Genomic DNA, 17,859 nt, shown 5'->3' with positions numbered 1-17,859 from the left:
ACGCCCGGTTACATTTCGAACCCGGAAGCTAAGCCTTACAGCGCCGATGGTACTGCAGGGGGGACCCTGTGGGAGAGTAGGACGCCGCCGAACAATTCTTCAGAGCGGGTCCCCGAACTTCGGTTCGGGGACCCGCTCTTTTGTGTTGCCCGTCACTTTGCGTTCACTTTGCCGGACGAACATCCGAGCCATGAGTACTGCAGGAATGCTCAGGGCCGCGGGTATCGGCCACGGTGACGAGGTCATCGTGCCGGCCTTCGGGAACATCGAGGTTGCCGAGGCTGTGACCGAGGCGGGCGCGACCCCGGTGTTCGCCGACATAGACCCGCTGACGTACTGCCTCGACCCCTTCGCCGTCGAGGCCGTGGTGGGCCCGCAGACCTCCGCGGTCGTCGTCGTGCACCGCTTCGGCCGGCCCGCCGACGTGGCGCGACTGCACGAGGTCGGGCAGCGGCACGGGCTCCTGGTGCTGGAGCAGGGCGAGTCCGAGACGCCGTACGCCGAGGTGGCCCAGCGTCGTGAGCGGGCGGCGTACCTGGACCGGCGGCTGCGTGGCGTGCGGACGCCTGACGGCAGCGGCGGGCACACCTACCAGCAGTACGTGGTGCGGGTGCCGGGCAACGGCCGGCCGGACCGCGATGCCTTCGCACGAGCCGTGCAGGCCAGGGGAGTCGAGTGCCGGGTCCCCGTGAAGACCCCCGTCCACCGTATGCCGGGATTCCGGCGGGACGTGTGTCTGCCCGAGACCGAGCGCGCCGCCGACGAGACCCTCTCGCTGCCCGTGGACGCCTCGCTGACGAAGCGTGAGATGAATCGGATCGTCTCGGCGTGCAACGCGCTGGGCGGGCTGCTGCAACCCGCTTTCTGAACCCGGCCTCTCGGGTTTGGGAACACACGCCAGTTCGGGGTATGATCTATTCCGTTGCCGCGAGGGAAACCTCAAAAAGGCGACAGGCCCCTATAGCTCAGTCGGCAGAGCGTCTCCATGGTAAGGAGAAGGTCAACGGTTCGATTCCGTTTGGGGGCTCGGAGAAAAGGCCTCGCCCATCAGGGCGGGGCCTTTTTCATGTGCGACTTCTCCCCGCCCGGCTCTCCCGACTGGGGCCGGGAGTCCGGGCGTTGCTCGGCACTCAGTCCTTCGGGAGACCCGGGACCCGCATCGCCAGAATCGCCATGTCGTCCGACGGGGCGTCCGAGGCGAAGCGTTCGACGGCGCGCATGATACGGGACGCGACCGCGCCCGCGGTGAGGCCCGTGCAGGTCGTGAGGACCTCCGCGAGGCCGTCGTCGCCCAGCATGCGGGTGCCCTCGCGGCGTTCCGTGACGCCGTCCGTGACGCACAGCAGGACGTCTCCGGGGTCGAGCGTCACCGTCTGCTCGTACAGCTCCAGGTCCTCCATGACACCGAGGAGCGGCTGCGGTTCGGCGGCCGGCTCCACCGAGCCGTCCTGGCGCAGCCGGAGCGGGAGCGGATGGCCGGCGCAGACCACCTTCAGGAGGGCGCTGCCGTCCTCCTGGGGCCACAGCTCGCCGTAGAGCAGGGTCAGGAAGCGGCTGCGGGCGCCCTCGTCGAGGATCGCGGAGTTCAGGCGCTCCAGCACGGCCGGGCCGCCGAAGCCCTCGCGGGCCAGCAGGCGCAGGGCGTGGCGGGCCAGGCCGGTGACCGCGGCGGCCTCCGGGCCCGTACCGCACACGTCGCCGATGGCGAAGCCGTAGGCGCCGTCGCGGATCGGGAACAGGTCGTAGAAGTCGCCGCCCACCTCGTTGCCCTCGCCGGCCGCGCGGTAGATCACCTCGACCTCGACCCCGTCGATGTGCGGGAGCTCCGGCGGGAGCAGGCTGCGCTGGAGGGACTGGCTGATGGCCGTGCGCTCGGAGTACAGCCGGGCGTTGTCGAGGGCGAGGGCGGCCCGGCGGCTGAGGTCCTCGGCCAGTTCCAGGATCTCCTGGCGGAAGTGTTCGTCCGTCGGCTTGCCCAGCGTCAGCATGCCGATGACCCGGTTGCGGGCCACGAGGGGGAGGACGACCGTCTCGCCGCCGACCGCCGCGGCCGTCGCCAGCGTCGTGCCGATGCCCGAGCCGAGCGAGGGCGGCTCGCCGAGGCCGAGGCTGCGCATGGAGGTGCGCAGCGCCGCCTGGTGGGCCGCCTCGGCCGGGGCCGTCCAGACCCGGGCGCCCGGTGTGGGGATGGGTTCCGGCGGGGCGATCTTCGACAGGAGTGCCTTGAGGCCGTCGATGCGCTCCTCGTCCTCGTGCAGGACGTAGGACAGGTACGGCTCCGAGGCCTGGTCGGCGATCGTGTACACCGCGCACCAGGTGGCCAGCGTCGGGATCGTCATCTGGGCCATGAGAGCCAGTGTCTGGTCCCGGTCCAGCGTGCCCGCGAGGAGGTCGGAGGCCTCGACGAGGAAGCTCAGCGAGCCGCGGCGCAGCCGCTCCAGCTCACCGAGGCGGGCCGACTCCACGGCCAGGGCGATGCGGTCGGCCGCGAACTGGAGGCGCAGCGCCTCCTCGTTGGAGTACTGGGAGGGCGACTCGGCCGCGACACCGAGGGAGCCGGTCAGCCGGCCCTCCACCTTCAGCGGGACCGTCACCACGGAACGCATGCCCGTGCCGCCCAGCAGGGGCACCGCGCCCGGCACGGCGGCAAGGTCGTCGTGGACGGCGGGCATACGCGCCGAGCCGTAGCGGCCGGGGCCCGCGTCGACCGGGACGCGGGCGAAGCGCTGGCGGGCGGAGGGCAGGCCGGTGGAGGCGCGCACCTCCAGCTCCGTCTCGTCGTCGGTGGCCAGCAGGAGGAAGGCGGCGTCGCCGTCGAGCATGTCGCGGGCGCGCTCCACCGTGCGCTGCAGGAGGCCGTCGAGATCGTCGGGGGCAGGGGAGCCGATGAAGACCTCGAAGGGGTCCGGGACGTGGCCGTCCTGGGCGGTTCCCGTGTCGGCGACGTTCCCGCGCAGGGGGGTCTGCAGCACGGCCCGCTCGTGGTCGCGCACCAGCAGGCAGACCGTGGAGGGTTCGCCTGCCGTGTCGCGTACGCGCAGGTGAGAGGCGTATACGGGGATCACTCGGCCATCGGCGCCGCGGATGCCGTAGCTGCCCTCCCAGCGGGAGAGCTGGAGGGCCTCGGCGATCCCGGTGCCGGTGCCGGGGGTGTGCGGCCAGGCGGCGAGGTCGGTGAGCGGCTTGCCGGTGACCTGCTCGGCCGCGTATCCGAAGAGGTCCTCCGAGTCCTCGTTCCAGGCGGTGATGGTGCCGGTGCGGTCGATCTGGACGACCGCGACGCGCACCCGGCCGTCGGCGAGCGGCAGGAGGTGCGCGGGGAGCGAGGGGCCCGCGGCGCGCGTGCCGACCGGGCGTTCGGGGAGTTCGAGTTGGAACCAGACCTGTTTGTGCGTGGGCGTGTACTCGACGCCCCAGCGGCCGGCGAGGGCGGCGCAGAGCTGGAGGCCGCGGCCACCCTCGCGGTCGGGGCTGCCCATGTTCACGGCGCTCGACTGGAGCGGGATCTCACGTTCCGGATACCGGTCGGCGACCTCGATGCGCACACCGTCGTCGCTGCGCAGGCACAGGACCTCAGCGGCCGTGCCCGCGTGCACGACGGCGTTCGTGACCAGCTCGCTGGTGAGGACCACGGCGTCGTCGACGATGTCCGCGAAGCCCCAGCCCTGGAGGGTGTCGCGGACGAAAGACCGGGCGGTCGCCACCGATCGTCCGACGGGCTCGAAGCTTGCGGCCGCGCGCGCGGTGATCACAGATCTCCCTGTCCTGTTCTCGACGTGCGGGGTGTCCGGGCCGACCCCCTCCTGCCGGGGCAGCGGCTGGCTCCCCCTCTGCCGGGGATCCTGGGGGTGTCCCCCGGGACGCAGTCCGGTGGTCATGGTGCGGTGCCCCTCCGATGCCTGCCCGCTCGTGCTCGTGCCACCGCCCAGACCGGTTGCGCCGGCACGGCTGGACAGCCGCATGCAAGGTTACTTACCTTCGCCGTCCATGCGGATGCCGGTCGCCGGTGTTTACGTCCGGAGGTGTGCGGAGCGTGTGCGAAGCTGCCGAACTGTTATGGCCTGGTTCAGGCATGGTGAAACACTGGGCAAGCTCCCCATAGAGGTTCGGGCAGGCCGAGTGTCTCCTGCCAGGCCGGGCAGGAGCACCGCGCGTACCCGGTGGAACGGGCACGCTGACGCACGAGTAACCGGTACGTCGAGCAGTACCCCTGAGCACAGCAGTGATGGTCGATCCCTGCGGGAGGGACACAGTGGAGTCTGGCGCAGCGACGCGGGGCACTAAGGCGCGCGCGAAAGGCGGACAGTCCCTGAGCAACCAGCGCTCGGCGCGCAACGGAACCACCGCGGTGGACACGGCGGCCCTGAACCGGTTGCTGGCGGCTCTCGCGTCGATGAGGGACGGCAATTTCCGGAAGCGGCTGACGGTCTCCGGCGACGGAGTGATGGCCGAGATCGCTGCCGTCTTCAACGAGGTGGCGGACCGGAATCTGCATCTGACCGGGGAGCTGGCCCGGGTGCGCCGTGTGGTCGGGCGTGAGGGCAAGCTCACGGAGCGGCTGGAGACGGGCGCCTGCGAGGGTTCCTGGGCGAGTGCGATCGACGCGTCCAACGCGCTCGTGGACGATCTCGTACGCCCCGTCTCCGAGGTGAGCCGGGTGCTGTCGGCGGTCGCCGAGGGTGATCTGTCGCCACGCATGGAGCTGCGGACGCCGGAGCCTGAGGGCACGGGGCATCCGCTGCGCGGTGAGTTCCTGAAGGTCGGCCGTACGGTCAACAACCTGGTCGACCAGTTGTCGACGTTCACCGACGAGGTCACGCGGGTGGCCAGTGAGGTGGGTACCGAGGGCAAGCTGGGTGGTCAGGCCCGGGTGCGCGGTATGTCCGGTTCGTGGAAGGACCTCACGGATTCGGTCAACACGATGGCGTACCGGCTGACCGCGCAGGTGCGGGACATCGCCCTGGTGACGACGGCGGTCGCGAAGGGCGATCTGTCGCGGAAGGTCACGGTGCACGTGGCCGGCGAGATGCTGGAGCTGAAGAACACCGTCAACACGATGGTGGACCAGCTCGCGTCCTTCTCCTCCGAGGTCACCCGGGTCGCCCGGGAGGTCGGCACCGAGGGTGAGCTGGGCGGTCAGGCCCAGGTGCCGGGCGTGTCGGGTGTGTGGAAGGACCTCACCGATTCGGTGAACCTGATGGCCGGCAATCTGACGGCCCAGGTGCGCGGGATCGCGCAGGTGACGACCGCGGTCGCCAACGGTGACCTGTCGCAGAAGGTGACCGTGTCGGCGCGCGGTGAGATGGCGCAGCTCGCCGAGACGATCAACCAGATGACCGAGACGCTGCGCACCTTCGCGGACGAGGTCACCCGGGTGGCCAACGAGGTGGGTGCCGAGGGCCGGCTCGGCGGGCAGGCGAACGTGCCCGGTGCGGCGGGTACGTGGAAGGACCTCACCGATTCGGTGAACACGGTCTTCCGGAATCTGACCACTCAGGTGCGGGACATCGCCGCCGTGACGACGGCGGTGGCGAGCGGTGATCTGTCGCAGAAGGTCACCGTGGACGTGGCCGGCGAGATGCTGGAGCTGAAGAACACCGTCAACGGGATGGTGGACCAGCTCTCCGGGTTCGGTGCCGAGGTCACCCGGGTCGCCCGGGAGATCGGCGTCGAGGGTGAGCTGGGCGGTCAGGCGCAGGTGACGGGCGCGGCCGGCGCGTGGAAGGACCTCACGGACTCCGTCAACACGGCGTTCCGCAACCTCACCGGCCAGGTACGCAACATCGCCCAGGTGACGACGGCGGTGGCCAACGGTGATCTGTCGCAGAAGGTCACCGTGGACGTCTCCGGTGAGATGCTCCAGCTGAAGAACACCGTGAACACGATGGTGGACCAGCTGTCCGCGTTCGCCGACCAGGTCACGCGCATGGCCCGGGACGTGGGCACGGAGGGCCGGCTCGGCGGCCAGGCCGTGGTGCCGGGGGTGTCGGGCACCTGGAAGGAGCTCACCGACTCCGTCAACTTCATGGCGGGCAATCTCACCTCGCAGGTGAGGCAGATCGCCCAGGTGACGACGGCGGTGGCGCGGGGTGACCTGTCGCAGAAGATCGACGTGGACGCGCGCGGCGAGATCCTGGAGCTGAAGAACACCATCAACAACCTGGTGGACCAGCTCTCTGCGTTCGCCGAGCAGGTGACGCGTGTTGCCCGTGAGGTGGGCACGGACGGCCGGCTCGGCGGTCAGGCGCAGGTGCCGGGCGTGGCCGGTGTGTGGCGGGATCTGACCGATTCCGTCAACTTCATGGCCGGCAACCTCACCACCCAGGTACGCAACATCGCGCAGGTCGCGACGGCGGTGGCGCGGGGTGACCTGTCGCAGAAGATCGACGTGGACGCGCGCGGCGAGATCCTGGAGCTGAAGAACACGCTCAACACGATGGTGGACCAGCTCTCCAACTTCGCGGAGCAGGTGACGCGTGTTGCCCGTGAGGTGGGCACCGAGGGCATCCTCGGCGGGCAGGCCGAGGTCCAGGGCGTCTCCGGCACCTGGAAGGACCTCACGCAGTCCGTGAACTTCATGGCGAACAACCTGACCATTCAGGTGCGCAACATCGCCGAGGTCACGACCGCGGTCGCCAAGGGCGACCTGTCCAAGAAGATCACCGTCGATGCCAAGGGCGAGATCCTCGAACTGGTCACCACCGTCAACACGATGGTCGACCAGCTGTCGTCCTTCGCCGAACAGGTGACGCGGGTGGCCCGTGAGGTGGGCACCGAGGGCATCCTCGGCGGCCAGGCGCACGTACCGGGCGTCACCGGCATCTGGAAGGACCTCAACGACAACGTCAACCTGATGGCCAACAACCTGACCACGCAGGTGCGCAACATCTCCCAGGTCGCGGCGGCCGTCGCCAACGGCGACCTGACCCGGACGGTGACGATCGAGGCGCGCGGCGAGGTCCAGCAGCTCGCCGACACCTTCAACACGATGGTGAAGACGCTGAGTTCGTTCGCCGACCAGGTCACCAAGGTGGCCCGCGAGGTGGGCACGGACGGCATCCTGGGCGGTCAGGCGCACGTACCGGGTGTGGCCGGCACCTGGAAGGACCTCACCGAGTCCGTGAACCAGATGGCGTCCAACCTGACCGGTCAGGTGCGCAACATCGCGATGGTGACCACGGCCATCGCCAAGGGTGACCTGACCAAGAAGATCGACATCGACGCCCGGGGCGAGATCCTGGAGCTGAAGACCACCATCAACACGATGGTCGACCAGCTCTCCTCCTTCGCCGAGGAGGTCACCCGGGTGGCCCGTGAGGTGGGTACGGAGGGGCAGCTCGGCGGCCAGGCGCGGGTCCGGGACGTCGACGGCACCTGGCGCGACCTGACCGAGTCGGTGAACGAGATGGCCGGGAACCTGACCCGGCAGGTGCGTGCCATCGCGCGCGTGGCGACCGCGGTGACCCGCGGCGATCTCAATCTGAAGATCGATGTGGATGCCTCGGGCGAGATCCAGGAGCTCCAGGACTACATCAACAAGATGATCGCCAACCTGCGTGACACCACGATCGCGAACAAGGAGCAGGACTGGCTCAAGGGCAACCTGGCCCGTATCTCCGCCCTGATGCAGGGCCGCCGCGATCTGGAGGACGTGGCCTCGCTGATCATGAGCGAGCTGACGCCGGTGGTCTCCGCGCAGCACGGCGCGTTCTTCCTCGCGATGCAGCTGGTGGACGGCCAGGACCGGGGCGCCGACGCGGACGACCAGTACGAACTGCGGATGCTGGGGTCGTACGGCTACTCCATGGGCTCCATGCCGACGTCGTTCCGGCCGGGTGAGGCGCTCATCGGGACGGCCGCGAAGGAGAAGCGCACGATCCTCGTGGAGAACGCGCCGAGCGGCTATCTGAAGATCTCCTCCGGGCTCGGCGATGCGCCGCCCGCGCAGGTGATCGTTCTTCCGGTGCTGTTCGAGGGGAAGGTGCTCGGCGTGATCGAGCTGGCGTCCTTCACCCCGTTCACGCAGATCCAGCGGGACTTCCTCAACCAGATCGCCGAGATGATCGCGACGAGCGTCAACACCATCTCCGTCAACACCAAGACCGAGGTGCTACTGAAGCAGTCGCAGGAGCTGACCGAGCAACTGAGGCTGCGGTCGGAGGAGTTGGAGCAGCGGCAGAAGGCCCTGCAGGCGTCCAACGCCGAACTGGAGGACAAGGCCGAGCTGCTGGCCCAGCAGAACCGGGACATCGAGGTCAAGAACACCGAGATCGAGGAGGCGCGGCAGGTCCTGGAGGAGCGCGCCGAGCAGCTCGCGGTCTCCATGCGCTACAAGAGCGAGTTCCTGGCCAACATGTCGCACGAGCTGCGTACACCGCTCAACTCCCTGTTGATTCTGGCCAAACTGCTCGCCGACAACGCCGAGGGCAACCTCTCGCCGAAGCAGGTGGAGTTCGCGGAGACCATCCATGGCGCCGGTTCCGACCTGCTCCAGCTGATCAACGACATCCTGGACCTGTCGAAGGTCGAGGCGGGCAAGATGGACGTCTCCCCGACGCGTATCGCGCTCGTGCAGCTCGTCGACTATGTGGAGGCCACGTTCCGGCCGCTGACCGCGGAGAAGGGTCTCGACTTCTCCGTACGGGTGTCGCCGGAGCTGCCCGCCACGCTGCACACCGACGAGCAGCGGCTGTTGCAGGTGCTGCGCAACCTGCTGTCGAACGCGGTGAAGTTCACCGACACCGGGGCCGTCGAGCTGGTCATCCGCCCGGCGGGCGGCGATGTGCCGATGGCGATCCGGGAGCAGTTGCTGGAGACCGGCTCGCTGCGGGATCCGGACGCGGAGCTGATCGCGTTCTCGGTCGCCGACACCGGTATCGGTATCGCGGCCAGCAAGATGCGGGTGATCTTCGAGGCGTTCAAGCAGGCGGACGGCACGACGAGCCGCAAGTACGGCGGTACGGGGCTCGGGTTGTCCATCTCGCGTGAGATCGCGCGGCTGCTCGGCGGTGAGATCCACGCGCAGAGCGAGCCCGGGCGCGGCTCGACGTTCACCCTGTATCTGCCGCTGCACCCGAGCGAACTGCCGCCCCAGGGCTACTCGCAGCTCGCGCCCGCCATGGAGGCCGACGAACTGCTGGCGTCCGAGGCGGAGCTGTCCGCGCCGGACATCGAGACCCCGGCCGAGGTGAAGTCGTACCAGGAGACGCAGAACGGGCCGGCGGCGCTCTTCCGGCGCCGGCGCAGGGCGGTCTCCACGGGCGTGCAGCGCGGCGCCGGCGGGGAGCAGGAGCAGTGGGCCGGGGAGCACCACGAGGGGCAGCGACCGCGGCAGGGCGTGCGGTTCGACAGCGAGAAGGTGCTGATCGTCGACGACGACATCCGCAACGTCTTCGCGCTCACCAGCGTCCTGGAGCAGCACGGCCTGTCGGTGCTGTACGCCGAGAACGGCCGGGAGGGCATCGAGGTGCTGGAACAGCACGACGATGTCGCGGTCGTCCTGATGGACATCATGATGCCGGAGATGGACGGGTACGCCACGACCACGGCGATCCGGCGGATGCCTCAGTTCGCGGGGCTGCCGATCATCGCGTTGACGGCGAAGGCGATGAAGGGCGACCGTGAGAAGGCCATCGAGTCGGGTGCCTCGGACTATGTGACCAAGCCGGTCGACCCCGATCACCTACTGTCCGTGATGGAACAGTGGATGCGTGTGCAGTGATGTGAATGCGGATGCGGTGAAGGGGCCCTGAATGTTCACGCGGAGTTGCCGACGGAGTGCGGCCGGCGCCGTGTAGAAGTGGGGTGTACGGGGAACCTTCTGGTCTCCTGCTGCGTTTCTGCTACGTGCACAGTGACATCGCGGTGACAGGGTGTGGCGACGGGCGGGGTGCGGCTACGATGACCGGCACAAGGACGGGCGGCGCAAGGGAGTCGTCCCCTGGGGTGGCGTCGGGCGGCGTCACCCCGAGTCCTGAGGACAGGGGAGGCCCCAAGCCGGGGCGAGGAGGGCGGGCCATGGTGCAGAAGGCCAAGATCCTCCTGGTCGATGACCGGCCGGAGAATCTGCTGGCGCTGGAGGCCATCCTCTCCGCGCTCGATCAGACGCTGGTCAGGGCATCGTCCGGGGAGGAAGCGCTCAAGGCACTGCTGACGGACGATTTCGCGGTCATTCTGCTGGACGTCCAGATGCCGGGTATGGACGGGTTCGAGACCGCGGCGCACATCAAGCGGCGGGAACGGACGCGTGACATCCCGATCATCTTCCTGACCGCCATCAACCACGGCCCGCATCACACCTTCCGCGGGTACGCGGCGGGCGCGGTGGACTACATCTCCAAGCCGTTCGACCCGTGGGTGCTGCGGGCGAAGGTCTCGGTGTTCGTCGAGCTGTACATGAAGAACTGCCAACTGCGCGAGCAGGCGGCCCTGCTGCGGCTGCAACTGGAGGGCGGCGGCAGGTCCGTGGCCGGGGAGAGCAAGGAACCGGCCGGGCTGCTCGCCGAGCTGTCCGCGCGGCTCGCGGCCGTGGAGGAGCAGGCCGAGGCGCTGTCCAAGCAGCTCGACGACGAGTCGGCGGACGCGGCGGCGGTGGCGACGGCGGCCCATCTGGAGCGCAAGCTCACCGGGCTGCGCCGTGCCCTGGACGCGCTGGAACCGGGCACGGGCAGCGGCACCCCGCCGGTGCCGTCCCAGAGCTGACGTCCTGTTCCGGTCGGGGCGCAGACGCGCCGGCCGGACGGACCGGTGGCCGCATCGTGTGACAGGCGGCGCCGGTCCCGGGCTCCTTCCGCGGGCCGGCCGATGCGGTGTGCCTCTCCGCCAAGCGGCGCAGTCCGGTTGAGTCCGCGTCAGTTCGACGCCTCTCCCGAAGCGACACGAACGGGTGAAGCAGCGGCCACGCGTGTCCCCTGTCGTCTCCACCGGTAATCTCACACTCATGGCCTCACGTCCCGCAGCCAAGAAGTCGCCCGCGAAGAAGGCGGCTACTCCGAGGCAGGCTCCGGCGAAGAAGGCACCCGCGAAGAAAACCGCCGCCAAGAAGGCACCCGCCAGGAAGGCCGCGGCGAAGAAGCCGGTTCCCGCTCCGGCGCCCAGCCCGACCGCGGGCGTGTACCGGCTCGTACGAGCCCTCTGGCTCGGTCTCGCCCACGCCGTCGGAGCGATGTTCCGAGGTCTGGGGCGGGGCGCGAAGGGGCTCGACCCGGCGCACCGCAAGGACGGCCTCGCGCTCCTGCTGCTCGGCCTGTCGCTGGTCGTCGCCGCGGGCACGTGGGCCAGTCTGCGCGGCCCCGTGGGGGACCTCGTCGAGATGCTGGTCACCGGCGCCTTCGGGCGGCTCGATCTGCTCGTGCCGATACTGCTCGGCGCGATCGCCGTGCGGCTGATCCTGCATCCGGAGCGGCCGGAGGCCAACGGCCGTATCGTCATCGGCCTGTCCGCGCTCGTCCTCGGCGTGCTCGGCCAGGTCCACATCGCCTGCGGCGGCCCCGCGCGCAGCGACGGCATGCAGGCGATAAGGGACGCCGGGGGCCTGATCGGCTGGGCCGCGGCCACTCCGCTCACGTACACCATGGGCGATGCCCTCGCGGTGGCGCTGCTCGTCCTGCTCACCTTCTTCGGGCTGCTCGTCGTCACCGCCACGCCCGTCACCGCCATTCCGCAGCGGCTGCGGCAGACGGGCGTGAAGCTGGGCCTTCTGCACGTCCCGGACGAGGACCGCGACGGCTTCCGCAGCGAGGACGACGAGCGGTACGACGAGCAGTGGCGCGAGGCGCTGCCCCGTTCCCGCCGACGGGGATCCGCCGAGGGCCCCTACGACCCCGACGGGGCCGAGGAGGAGGCGATCGCCCGGCGGCGCGGCCGCTCCCGGCGCCCCGCGGTGCAGCAGCCCGCCATGGGCCGGGAGATGGACGCCGTGGACGTCGCGGCGGCCGCCGCTGCCGCTCTGGACGGTGCCGTCCTGCACGGGATGCCGCCCTCGCCGCTCGTCGCCGACCTCACCCAGGGGGTCAGTACCCAGGATCGCGAGCCGACGACGCCGACCCCCGTGCCGGCCGCACGGCCCCAGCAGGACCGGCTCCCGGCCGACAAGGGGGTGCCCGACCTCACCAAGGCGGCACCGCAGGAGATCCGCGATCTGCCGCCGCGTGCCGAGCAGCTCCAGCTCTCCGGCGACATCACCTACTCCCTGCCCTCTCTGGACCTGCTGGAGCGCGGCGGCCCCGGCAAGGCCCGCAGCGCCGCCAACGACGCGGTCGTCGCCTCGCTCACGAACGTCTTCACCGAGTTCAAGGTCGACGCGGCCGTCACCGGCTTCACCCGCGGCCCGACGGTCACCCGCTACGAGGTGGAGCTGGGCCCCGCGGTGAAGGTCGAGCGGATCACCGCGCTCACCAAGAACATCGCGTACGCCGTCGCCAGCCCCGATGTTCGGATCATCAGCCCGATCCCCGGCAAGTCCGCGGTGGGCATCGAGATCCCGAACACCGACCGGGAGATGGTCAACCTCGGTGACGTGCTGCGGCTCGCGGCGGCCGCCGAGGACGACCACCCCATGCTGGTCGCGCTCGGCAAGGACGTCGAGGGCGGCTATGTGATGGCGAACATCGCGAAGATGCCGCACATCCTCGTCGCCGGTGCCACCGGTTCCGGCAAGTCGTCCTGCATCAACTGCCTGATCACCTCGGTCATGATGCGGGCGACCCCGGAGGACGTGCGCATGGTCCTCGTCGACCCCAAGCGCGTCGAGTTGACCGCATACGAGGGCATCCCGCACCTGATCACGCCGATCATCACCAACCCGAAGCGGGCCGCCGAGGCGCTCCAGTGGGTCGTACGGGAGATGGACCTGCGCTACGACGACCTCGCGGCGTACGGCTTCCGGCACATCGACGACTTCAACGAGGCGATCCGCAACGGCAAGATCAAACCGCCCGAGGGCAGCGAGCGCGAACTGCATCCGTACCCGTATCTGCTGGTGATCGTCGACGAGCTGGCCGACCTGATGATGGTCGCGCCGCGCGACGTCGAGGACGCGATCGTGCGCATCACGCAGCTCGCGCGCGCGGCGGGCATCCATCTGGTGCTCGCCACCCAGCGGCCGTCCGTGGACGTCGTCACCGGTCTGATCAAGGCGAACGTGCCCTCCCGGCTGGCCTTCGCCACCTCCTCCCTGGCCGACTCGCGCGTCATCCTCGACCAGCCCGGCGCCGAGAAGCTGATCGGCAAGGGCGACGGGCTCTTCCTGCCGATGGGAGCGAACAAGCCGACCCGTATGCAGGGCGCGTTCGTGACCGAGGAGGAGGTCGCGGCGATCGTCCGGCACTGCAAGGACCAGATGGCGCCCGTCTTCCGGGAGGACGTCACGGTCGGCGGCAAGCAGAAGAAGGAGATCGACGAGGACATCGGCGACGATCTCGATCTGCTGTGCCAGGCGGCCGAGCTGGTCGTCTCCACGCAGTTCGGCTCCACCTCGATGCTCCAGCGCAAGCTGCGCGTCGGTTTCGCCAAGGCCGGGCGGCTGATGGACCTCATGGAGTCGCGGAACATCGTCGGTCCCAGCGAGGGATCCAAGGCCCGCGACGTCCTGGTGAAACCCGACGAACTGGACGGAGTGCTCGCCCTCATTCGCGGGGAGTCTCAACCGTAGGGATCGGACGTTCCCGGAAGCGCCGCACGAGCGGGTCGGCCGGGCGTGGCACCGGCACCCCCGGCGACGCGCCCGGCATCCGACCGTGACCCACTCGTAAGTGATCCGTGAGCAACCGTTCCACTGCCGCGCACGTCAACTTGAGCAAGACGACAGCAATATGTCCCGCCATCAGGATGACCGGCCATTCAGATGGCGTACAAAGTCGTACCGCCCGGTTGCCCCACCCTTTCGTACCCCCCCTAGACTGAACTTCCAGCACAGGTGGCTACACGCTCGAAAGGCGCCCCCGTGTCCATCGGCAACTCCCCAGACGGAAACTCCCCTGAGGACGTACCTCCCTTCGACGACGCCCGTGACGACGACGCGTCGGAACGCCCGTCGATCGGTCGAGCCCTGCAGCAGGCGCGTATCGCCGCCGGGCTGACCGTCGACGATGTCAGCAGTGCCACCCGAGTCCGCACCACGATCGTCCACGCGATCGAACAGGACGACTTCGCGCCGTGCGGCGGCGACGTCTACGCCCGCGGTCACCTTCGCACGCTTGCGCGAGCTGTGCGTCTCGACCCCGCCCCCCTGCTGGAGCAGTACGCCGCCGAGCACGGCGGACGCCCCGCTCCGACACCGGCGGCCCCGCTGTTCGAGGCGGAGCGCATCCGCCCCGAGCGCCGGGGGCCCAACTGGACCGCGGCCATGGTCGCGGCGATCGTCGCGGTGATCGGCTTCGTCGGCTTCACCCTGGTCAAGGGAGGCGACAGCGGGCAGAGCGCCAAGACGCCGGTCGCCAAGGGCCCCGAGGCGAGCACCGGCAAGACCGCCTCGGCCGTGCCCAAGAGCAGCAAGCCCGCCGCCCCGAAGCCCGAGCCGTCCGACAGTGCGATCGCCGCCGCGCCCCGTGACAAGGTGACCGTGCAGGTCAGCGCCGCCGACGGCCGCAGCTGGATCTCCGCCAAGGACCACAACGGCCGCACCCTCTTCGACGGGCTGCTCAAGCAGGGCGACTCGCAGACCTTCCAGGACAAGGAGAAGATCGACCTGGTCCTCGGCGACGCGGGCGCCGTCCAGCTCTACGTCAACGGCAAGAAGATCCAGGACGACTTCCAGTCCGGCCAGGTCGAGCGCCTCACCTACACGAAGGGCGACCCCGTCACCGGATGACGGACGGCCGCGGCACCCGAGTGGTGACCGAGCGGTACGCAAGGGGCACGAACACACGGGGTTGGCCAAGATCGGCCAACCCCGTCGACGTGGGCTGTCAGCGGGACGAAGTAGTCTTGAGCCCATGTCTGAACGCCGTACCGTCGCACTCGTCACTCTTGGCTGCGCCCGCAACGAGGTGGACTCGGAGGAGCTTGCAGGCCGTTTGGAGGCGGACGGCTGGGAGCTCGTGGAGGACGCCGAGAAGGCGGACGTCGCTGTCGTGAACACGTGCGGCTTCGTCGAGGCCGCGAAGAAGGACTCCGTCGACGCCCTTCTGGAGGCCAATGACCTCAAGGGGCACGGCAGAACGCAGGCCGTCGTGGCGGTGGGCTGCATGGCCGAGCGGTACGGCAAGGAGCTCGCCGAGGCCCTCCCCGAGGCCGACGGCGTGCTCGGTTTCGACGACTACGCGAACATCTCGGACCGCCTCCAGACCATCCTGAACGGCGGCATTCACGCCTCCCACACCCCCCGCGACCGGCGCAAGCTGCTGCCGATCACTCCGGCGGAGCGGCAGGAGTCCGCCGCGGCCGTCGCGCTGCCGGGTCACGGTCCGACCGACCTCCCGGAGGGCGTCGCCCCGGCCTCGGGCCCCCGCGCGCCGCTGCGCCGCCGGCTGGACGGCTCCCCGGTCGCCTCGGTCAAGCTCGCCTCGGGCTGCGACCGGCGCTGCTCCTTCTGCGCCATCCCGTCCTTCCGCGGCTCCTTCATCTCGCGCCGTCCCAGCGATGTGCTGAACGAGACGCGCTGGCTGGCCGAGCAGGGCGTCAAGGAGATCATGCTGGTCTCCGAGAACAACACCTCCTACGGCAAGGACCTCGGTGACATCCGGCTCCTGGAGTCCCTGCTGCCCGAGCTCGCCGAGGTGGACGGCATCGAGCGGGTCCGCGTCAGCTACCTCCAGCCGGCCGAGATGCGCCCCGGCCTGATCGACGTGCTCACCTCGACCCCCAACGTCGTGCCCTACTTCGACCTGTCCTTCCAGCACTCCGCGCCCGGCGTGCTGCGCGCGATGCGGCGATTCGGCGACACCGACCGCTTCCTGGAGCTGCTGGACACCATCAGAAGCAAGGCGCCGGAAGCCGGTGTGCGCTCCAACTTCATCGTGGGCTTCCCCGGCGAGACCGAGTCGGACCTGGCCGAACTGGAGCGCTTCCTGAACGGCGCCCGGCTGGACGCGATCGGTGTCTTCGGCTACTCCGACGAGGAGGGCACGGAGGCCGCGACGTATGAGAACAAGCTCGACGAGGACGTCGTCGCCGAGCGGCTGGCCCATATCTCCCGGCTCGCCGAGGAGCTGGTGTCGCAGCGCGCCGAGGAGCGGGTCGGCCAGACCGTGCACGTGCTCGTGGAGTCGGTGGACGCGGAGGAGGGGGCCTACGGCCGCGCCGCGCACCAGGCGCCCGAGACGGACGGCCAGGTGCTGTTCACCGGGAGCGAAGGCCTGAGCGTGGGCCGTATGGTCGAGGCGAAGGTGGTCGGTACGGAAGGTGTCGACCTGGTGGCCGAGCCGCTCGCGGGCTCGCTCGGGTGTCCTGAGGAGGCGGGCAGATGACCGGAATCCCGGCATCCGCGGCGGGCGGCTCCTCCCGCCCGCGGGGCGCAGCGTCCGCGCCGGGCACCCCCGGCATCGCGGCCATGTCCGGCTCCAAGGCGGGCAAGGGATCCTCCGGCACCCCGGCCGCCCGGTCGGCCCAGAGCCCGGACGCGCCCGGTTCCTCCGGCGCCCTGGACGAGGCACGGGCGCCGCGCGGCGGCAAGCTGACGGCCGCCGCGGTCAACCAGGCCAGCGTCTGGAACGTCGCCAATCTGCTGACGATGTTGCGCCTGGTCCTGGTGCCGGGCTTCGTCGCGCTGATGCTGGAGGGCGGGGGATACGACCCGGCGTGGCGCTCCCTCGCCTGGGCGGCCTTCGCCATCGCCATGATCACCGATCTGTTCGACGGTCATCTGGCGCGCACGTACAACCTCGTCACCGACTTCGGGAAGATCGCCGACCCCATCGCCGACAAGGCGATCATGGGCGCGGCCCTCATCTGTCTGTCCTGGCTCGGCGACCTCCCGTGGTGGGTGACGGGTGTGATCCTCGGGCGTGAGCTGGGCATCACCCTGCTGCGCTTCCTGGTCATCCGCTACGGCGTGATACCGGCCAGCCGGGGCGGCAAGCTGAAGACGCTGACCCAGGGTGTCGCCGTCGGGATGTACGTCCTGGCGCTCACGGGGTGGCTGGCGACCCTGAGGTTCTGGGTGATGGCCGCGGCGCTCGTCCTGACCGTCGTCACCGGGCTCGACTACGTACGACAGGCCATTGTGCTGCGCAGGCGCGGCATCGCCGAGCGCCGTGCCGCGGCCGAGGAGGCGGAACGTTGACATCCCCGGCCGCCGAAGTGCTGCGACTACTGAACGTGAGAGGCGAGACGCTCGCCGTCGCCGAGTCGCTGACCGGCGGCCTGGTGGCCGCGGAGATCACGGCCGTGGCCGGTGCCTCCCAGGCCTTCCGCGGCTCGGTGACCGCCTACGCCACCGATCTGAAGCGGGACGTGCTGGGCGTGGACGGCACCCTGCTGGCCGAGCGGGGAGCGGTGGATCCGCAGGTCGCGGCCCAGATGGCGGCCGGCGTGCGCAAGGCGCTCGGTGCGGACTGGGGGCTCGCGACGACCGGTGTGGCCGGGCCCGATCCCCAGGACGGCTGCCCGGTGGGCACGGTGTTCGTGGCCGTGGACGGGCCGCTCGAAAGCGTTTCCGCCGAACTCGGTGGCGGGAAAGTGGCCGCGCTGCGGTTGAACGGCAGCCGTGCGGAAATCCGTATGGAGAGTGTACGGAGCGTACTCGCTCTGCTTCTCGAGGAGCTTGCGGGCGAACAGACCGGGAATGAGCGGGCACAGGATACGGAACAGAACGGGGGGACTTGATGTTTGCAGCCCTGAGTGAACACAACAGCGCTCCCCGCACGGCCGCGGCGCAAGGCGGTACGGTGGGGCGTGAAGGATGCGGTTTCGCGGTCCGAG

At 69.8% G+C, this 17,859-nt stretch carries 9 protein-coding genes, 1 tRNA gene and 1 rRNA gene; 10 read left to right on the top strand and 1 reads right to left on the bottom strand.

Translation table 11 applies throughout. The features are described 5' to 3' along the window. The 3 genes from rrf to ACFYX0_RS33645 all read left to right on the top strand — a co-directional run. Window positions 1–93: ribosomal RNA gene (gene rrf, locus ACFYX0_RS33655) — 5S ribosomal RNA — on the top strand; the annotation flags it as partial. A gap of 112 nt (window positions 94–205) precedes the next feature. Beyond that, a complete protein-coding gene (locus ACFYX0_RS33650; RefSeq protein WP_355910472.1) occupies window positions 206–868 on the top strand; it encodes a DegT/DnrJ/EryC1/StrS family aminotransferase in 663 nt (220 codons plus the stop codon). Between the two features lie 86 nt (window positions 869–954). After that, window positions 955–1,027, top strand: a tRNA-Thr gene (locus ACFYX0_RS33645). 103 nt (window positions 1,028–1,130) lie between these two features. Here ACFYX0_RS33645 and ACFYX0_RS33640 read toward each other — a convergent pair. Next, complete coding sequence (locus ACFYX0_RS33640; protein WP_388976047.1) at window positions 1,131–3,878, bottom strand: SpoIIE family protein phosphatase; 2,748 nt, start codon at window positions 3,876–3,878, stop codon at window positions 1,131–1,133. 374 nt (window positions 3,879–4,252) lie between these two features. On the opposite strand from ACFYX0_RS33640, the gene ACFYX0_RS33635 reads away from it, so the two are divergent. From ACFYX0_RS33635 to ACFYX0_RS33605, 7 genes are all read left to right on the top strand, one after another. Next, window positions 4,253–9,721, top strand: coding sequence for a HAMP domain-containing protein (locus ACFYX0_RS33635; RefSeq protein ID WP_388976044.1), 5,469 nt, complete (start codon window positions 4,253–4,255; stop codon window positions 9,719–9,721). 296 nt (window positions 9,722–10,017) lie between these two features. Further along, on the top strand, window positions 10,018–10,701 hold the full coding sequence (locus ACFYX0_RS33630) for a response regulator (RefSeq protein ID WP_311691674.1): 684 nt from the start codon (window positions 10,018–10,020) through the stop codon (window positions 10,699–10,701). 202 nt (window positions 10,702–10,903) lie between these two features. Then, on the top strand, window positions 10,904–13,651 hold the full coding sequence (locus tag ACFYX0_RS33625; RefSeq protein ID WP_388976042.1) for a DNA translocase FtsK: 2,748 nt from the start codon (window positions 10,904–10,906) through the stop codon (window positions 13,649–13,651). Between the two features lie 291 nt (window positions 13,652–13,942). Then, on the top strand, window positions 13,943–14,809 hold the full coding sequence (locus ACFYX0_RS33620) for a RodZ domain-containing protein (RefSeq protein ID WP_355910207.1): 867 nt from the start codon (window positions 13,943–13,945) through the stop codon (window positions 14,807–14,809). A gap of 124 nt (window positions 14,810–14,933) precedes the next feature. After that, window positions 14,934–16,406, top strand: a complete 1,473-nt coding sequence (rimO, locus tag ACFYX0_RS33615; RefSeq protein WP_355910210.1) for a 30S ribosomal protein S12 methylthiotransferase RimO — start codon at window positions 14,934–14,936, stop codon at window positions 16,404–16,406. Further along, window positions 16,403–17,221, top strand: a complete 819-nt coding sequence (gene pgsA, locus ACFYX0_RS33610) for a CDP-diacylglycerol--glycerol-3-phosphate 3-phosphatidyltransferase (RefSeq protein WP_388976040.1) — start codon at window positions 16,403–16,405, stop codon at window positions 17,219–17,221. Before rimO ends, pgsA begins: the two co-directional genes overlap by 4 nt. Continuing rightward, a complete protein-coding gene (locus ACFYX0_RS33605) occupies window positions 17,218–17,763 on the top strand; it encodes a CinA family protein (RefSeq protein WP_355910216.1) in 546 nt (181 codons plus the stop codon). Before pgsA ends, ACFYX0_RS33605 begins: the two co-directional genes overlap by 4 nt. The last annotated feature ends 96 nt before the right edge of the window (window positions 17,764–17,859 follow it).

Origin of the sequence: Streptomyces sp. NPDC002573, from assembly GCF_042889625.1 — a bacterium.
In the GTDB taxonomy this organism is placed as follows: domain Bacteria; phylum Actinomycetota; class Actinomycetes; order Streptomycetales; family Streptomycetaceae; genus Streptomyces; species Streptomyces gibsoniae.
This window is presented reverse-complemented; position numbering and strand designations above follow the sequence as displayed.

What these genes read in the sequence shown, in the direction of transcription:
- pgsA (WP_388976040.1), top strand. Translation starts at nt 16,403, where the DNA reads ATGACCGGAATCCCGGCATCCGCGGCGGGCGGCTCCTCCCGCCCGCGG.
- ACFYX0_RS33650 (WP_355910472.1), top strand. Translation starts at nt 206, where the DNA reads ATGCTCAGGGCCGCGGGTATCGGCCACGGTGACGAGGTCATCGTGCCG.
- ACFYX0_RS33630 (WP_311691674.1), top strand. Translation starts at nt 10,018, where the DNA reads ATGGTGCAGAAGGCCAAGATCCTCCTGGTCGATGACCGGCCGGAGAAT.
- ACFYX0_RS33640 (WP_388976047.1), bottom strand. Translation starts at nt 3,878, where the DNA reads ATGACCACCGGACTGCGTCCCGGGGGACACCCCCAGGATCCCCGGCAG.
- rimO (WP_355910210.1), top strand. Translation starts at nt 14,934, where the DNA reads ATGTCTGAACGCCGTACCGTCGCACTCGTCACTCTTGGCTGCGCCCGC.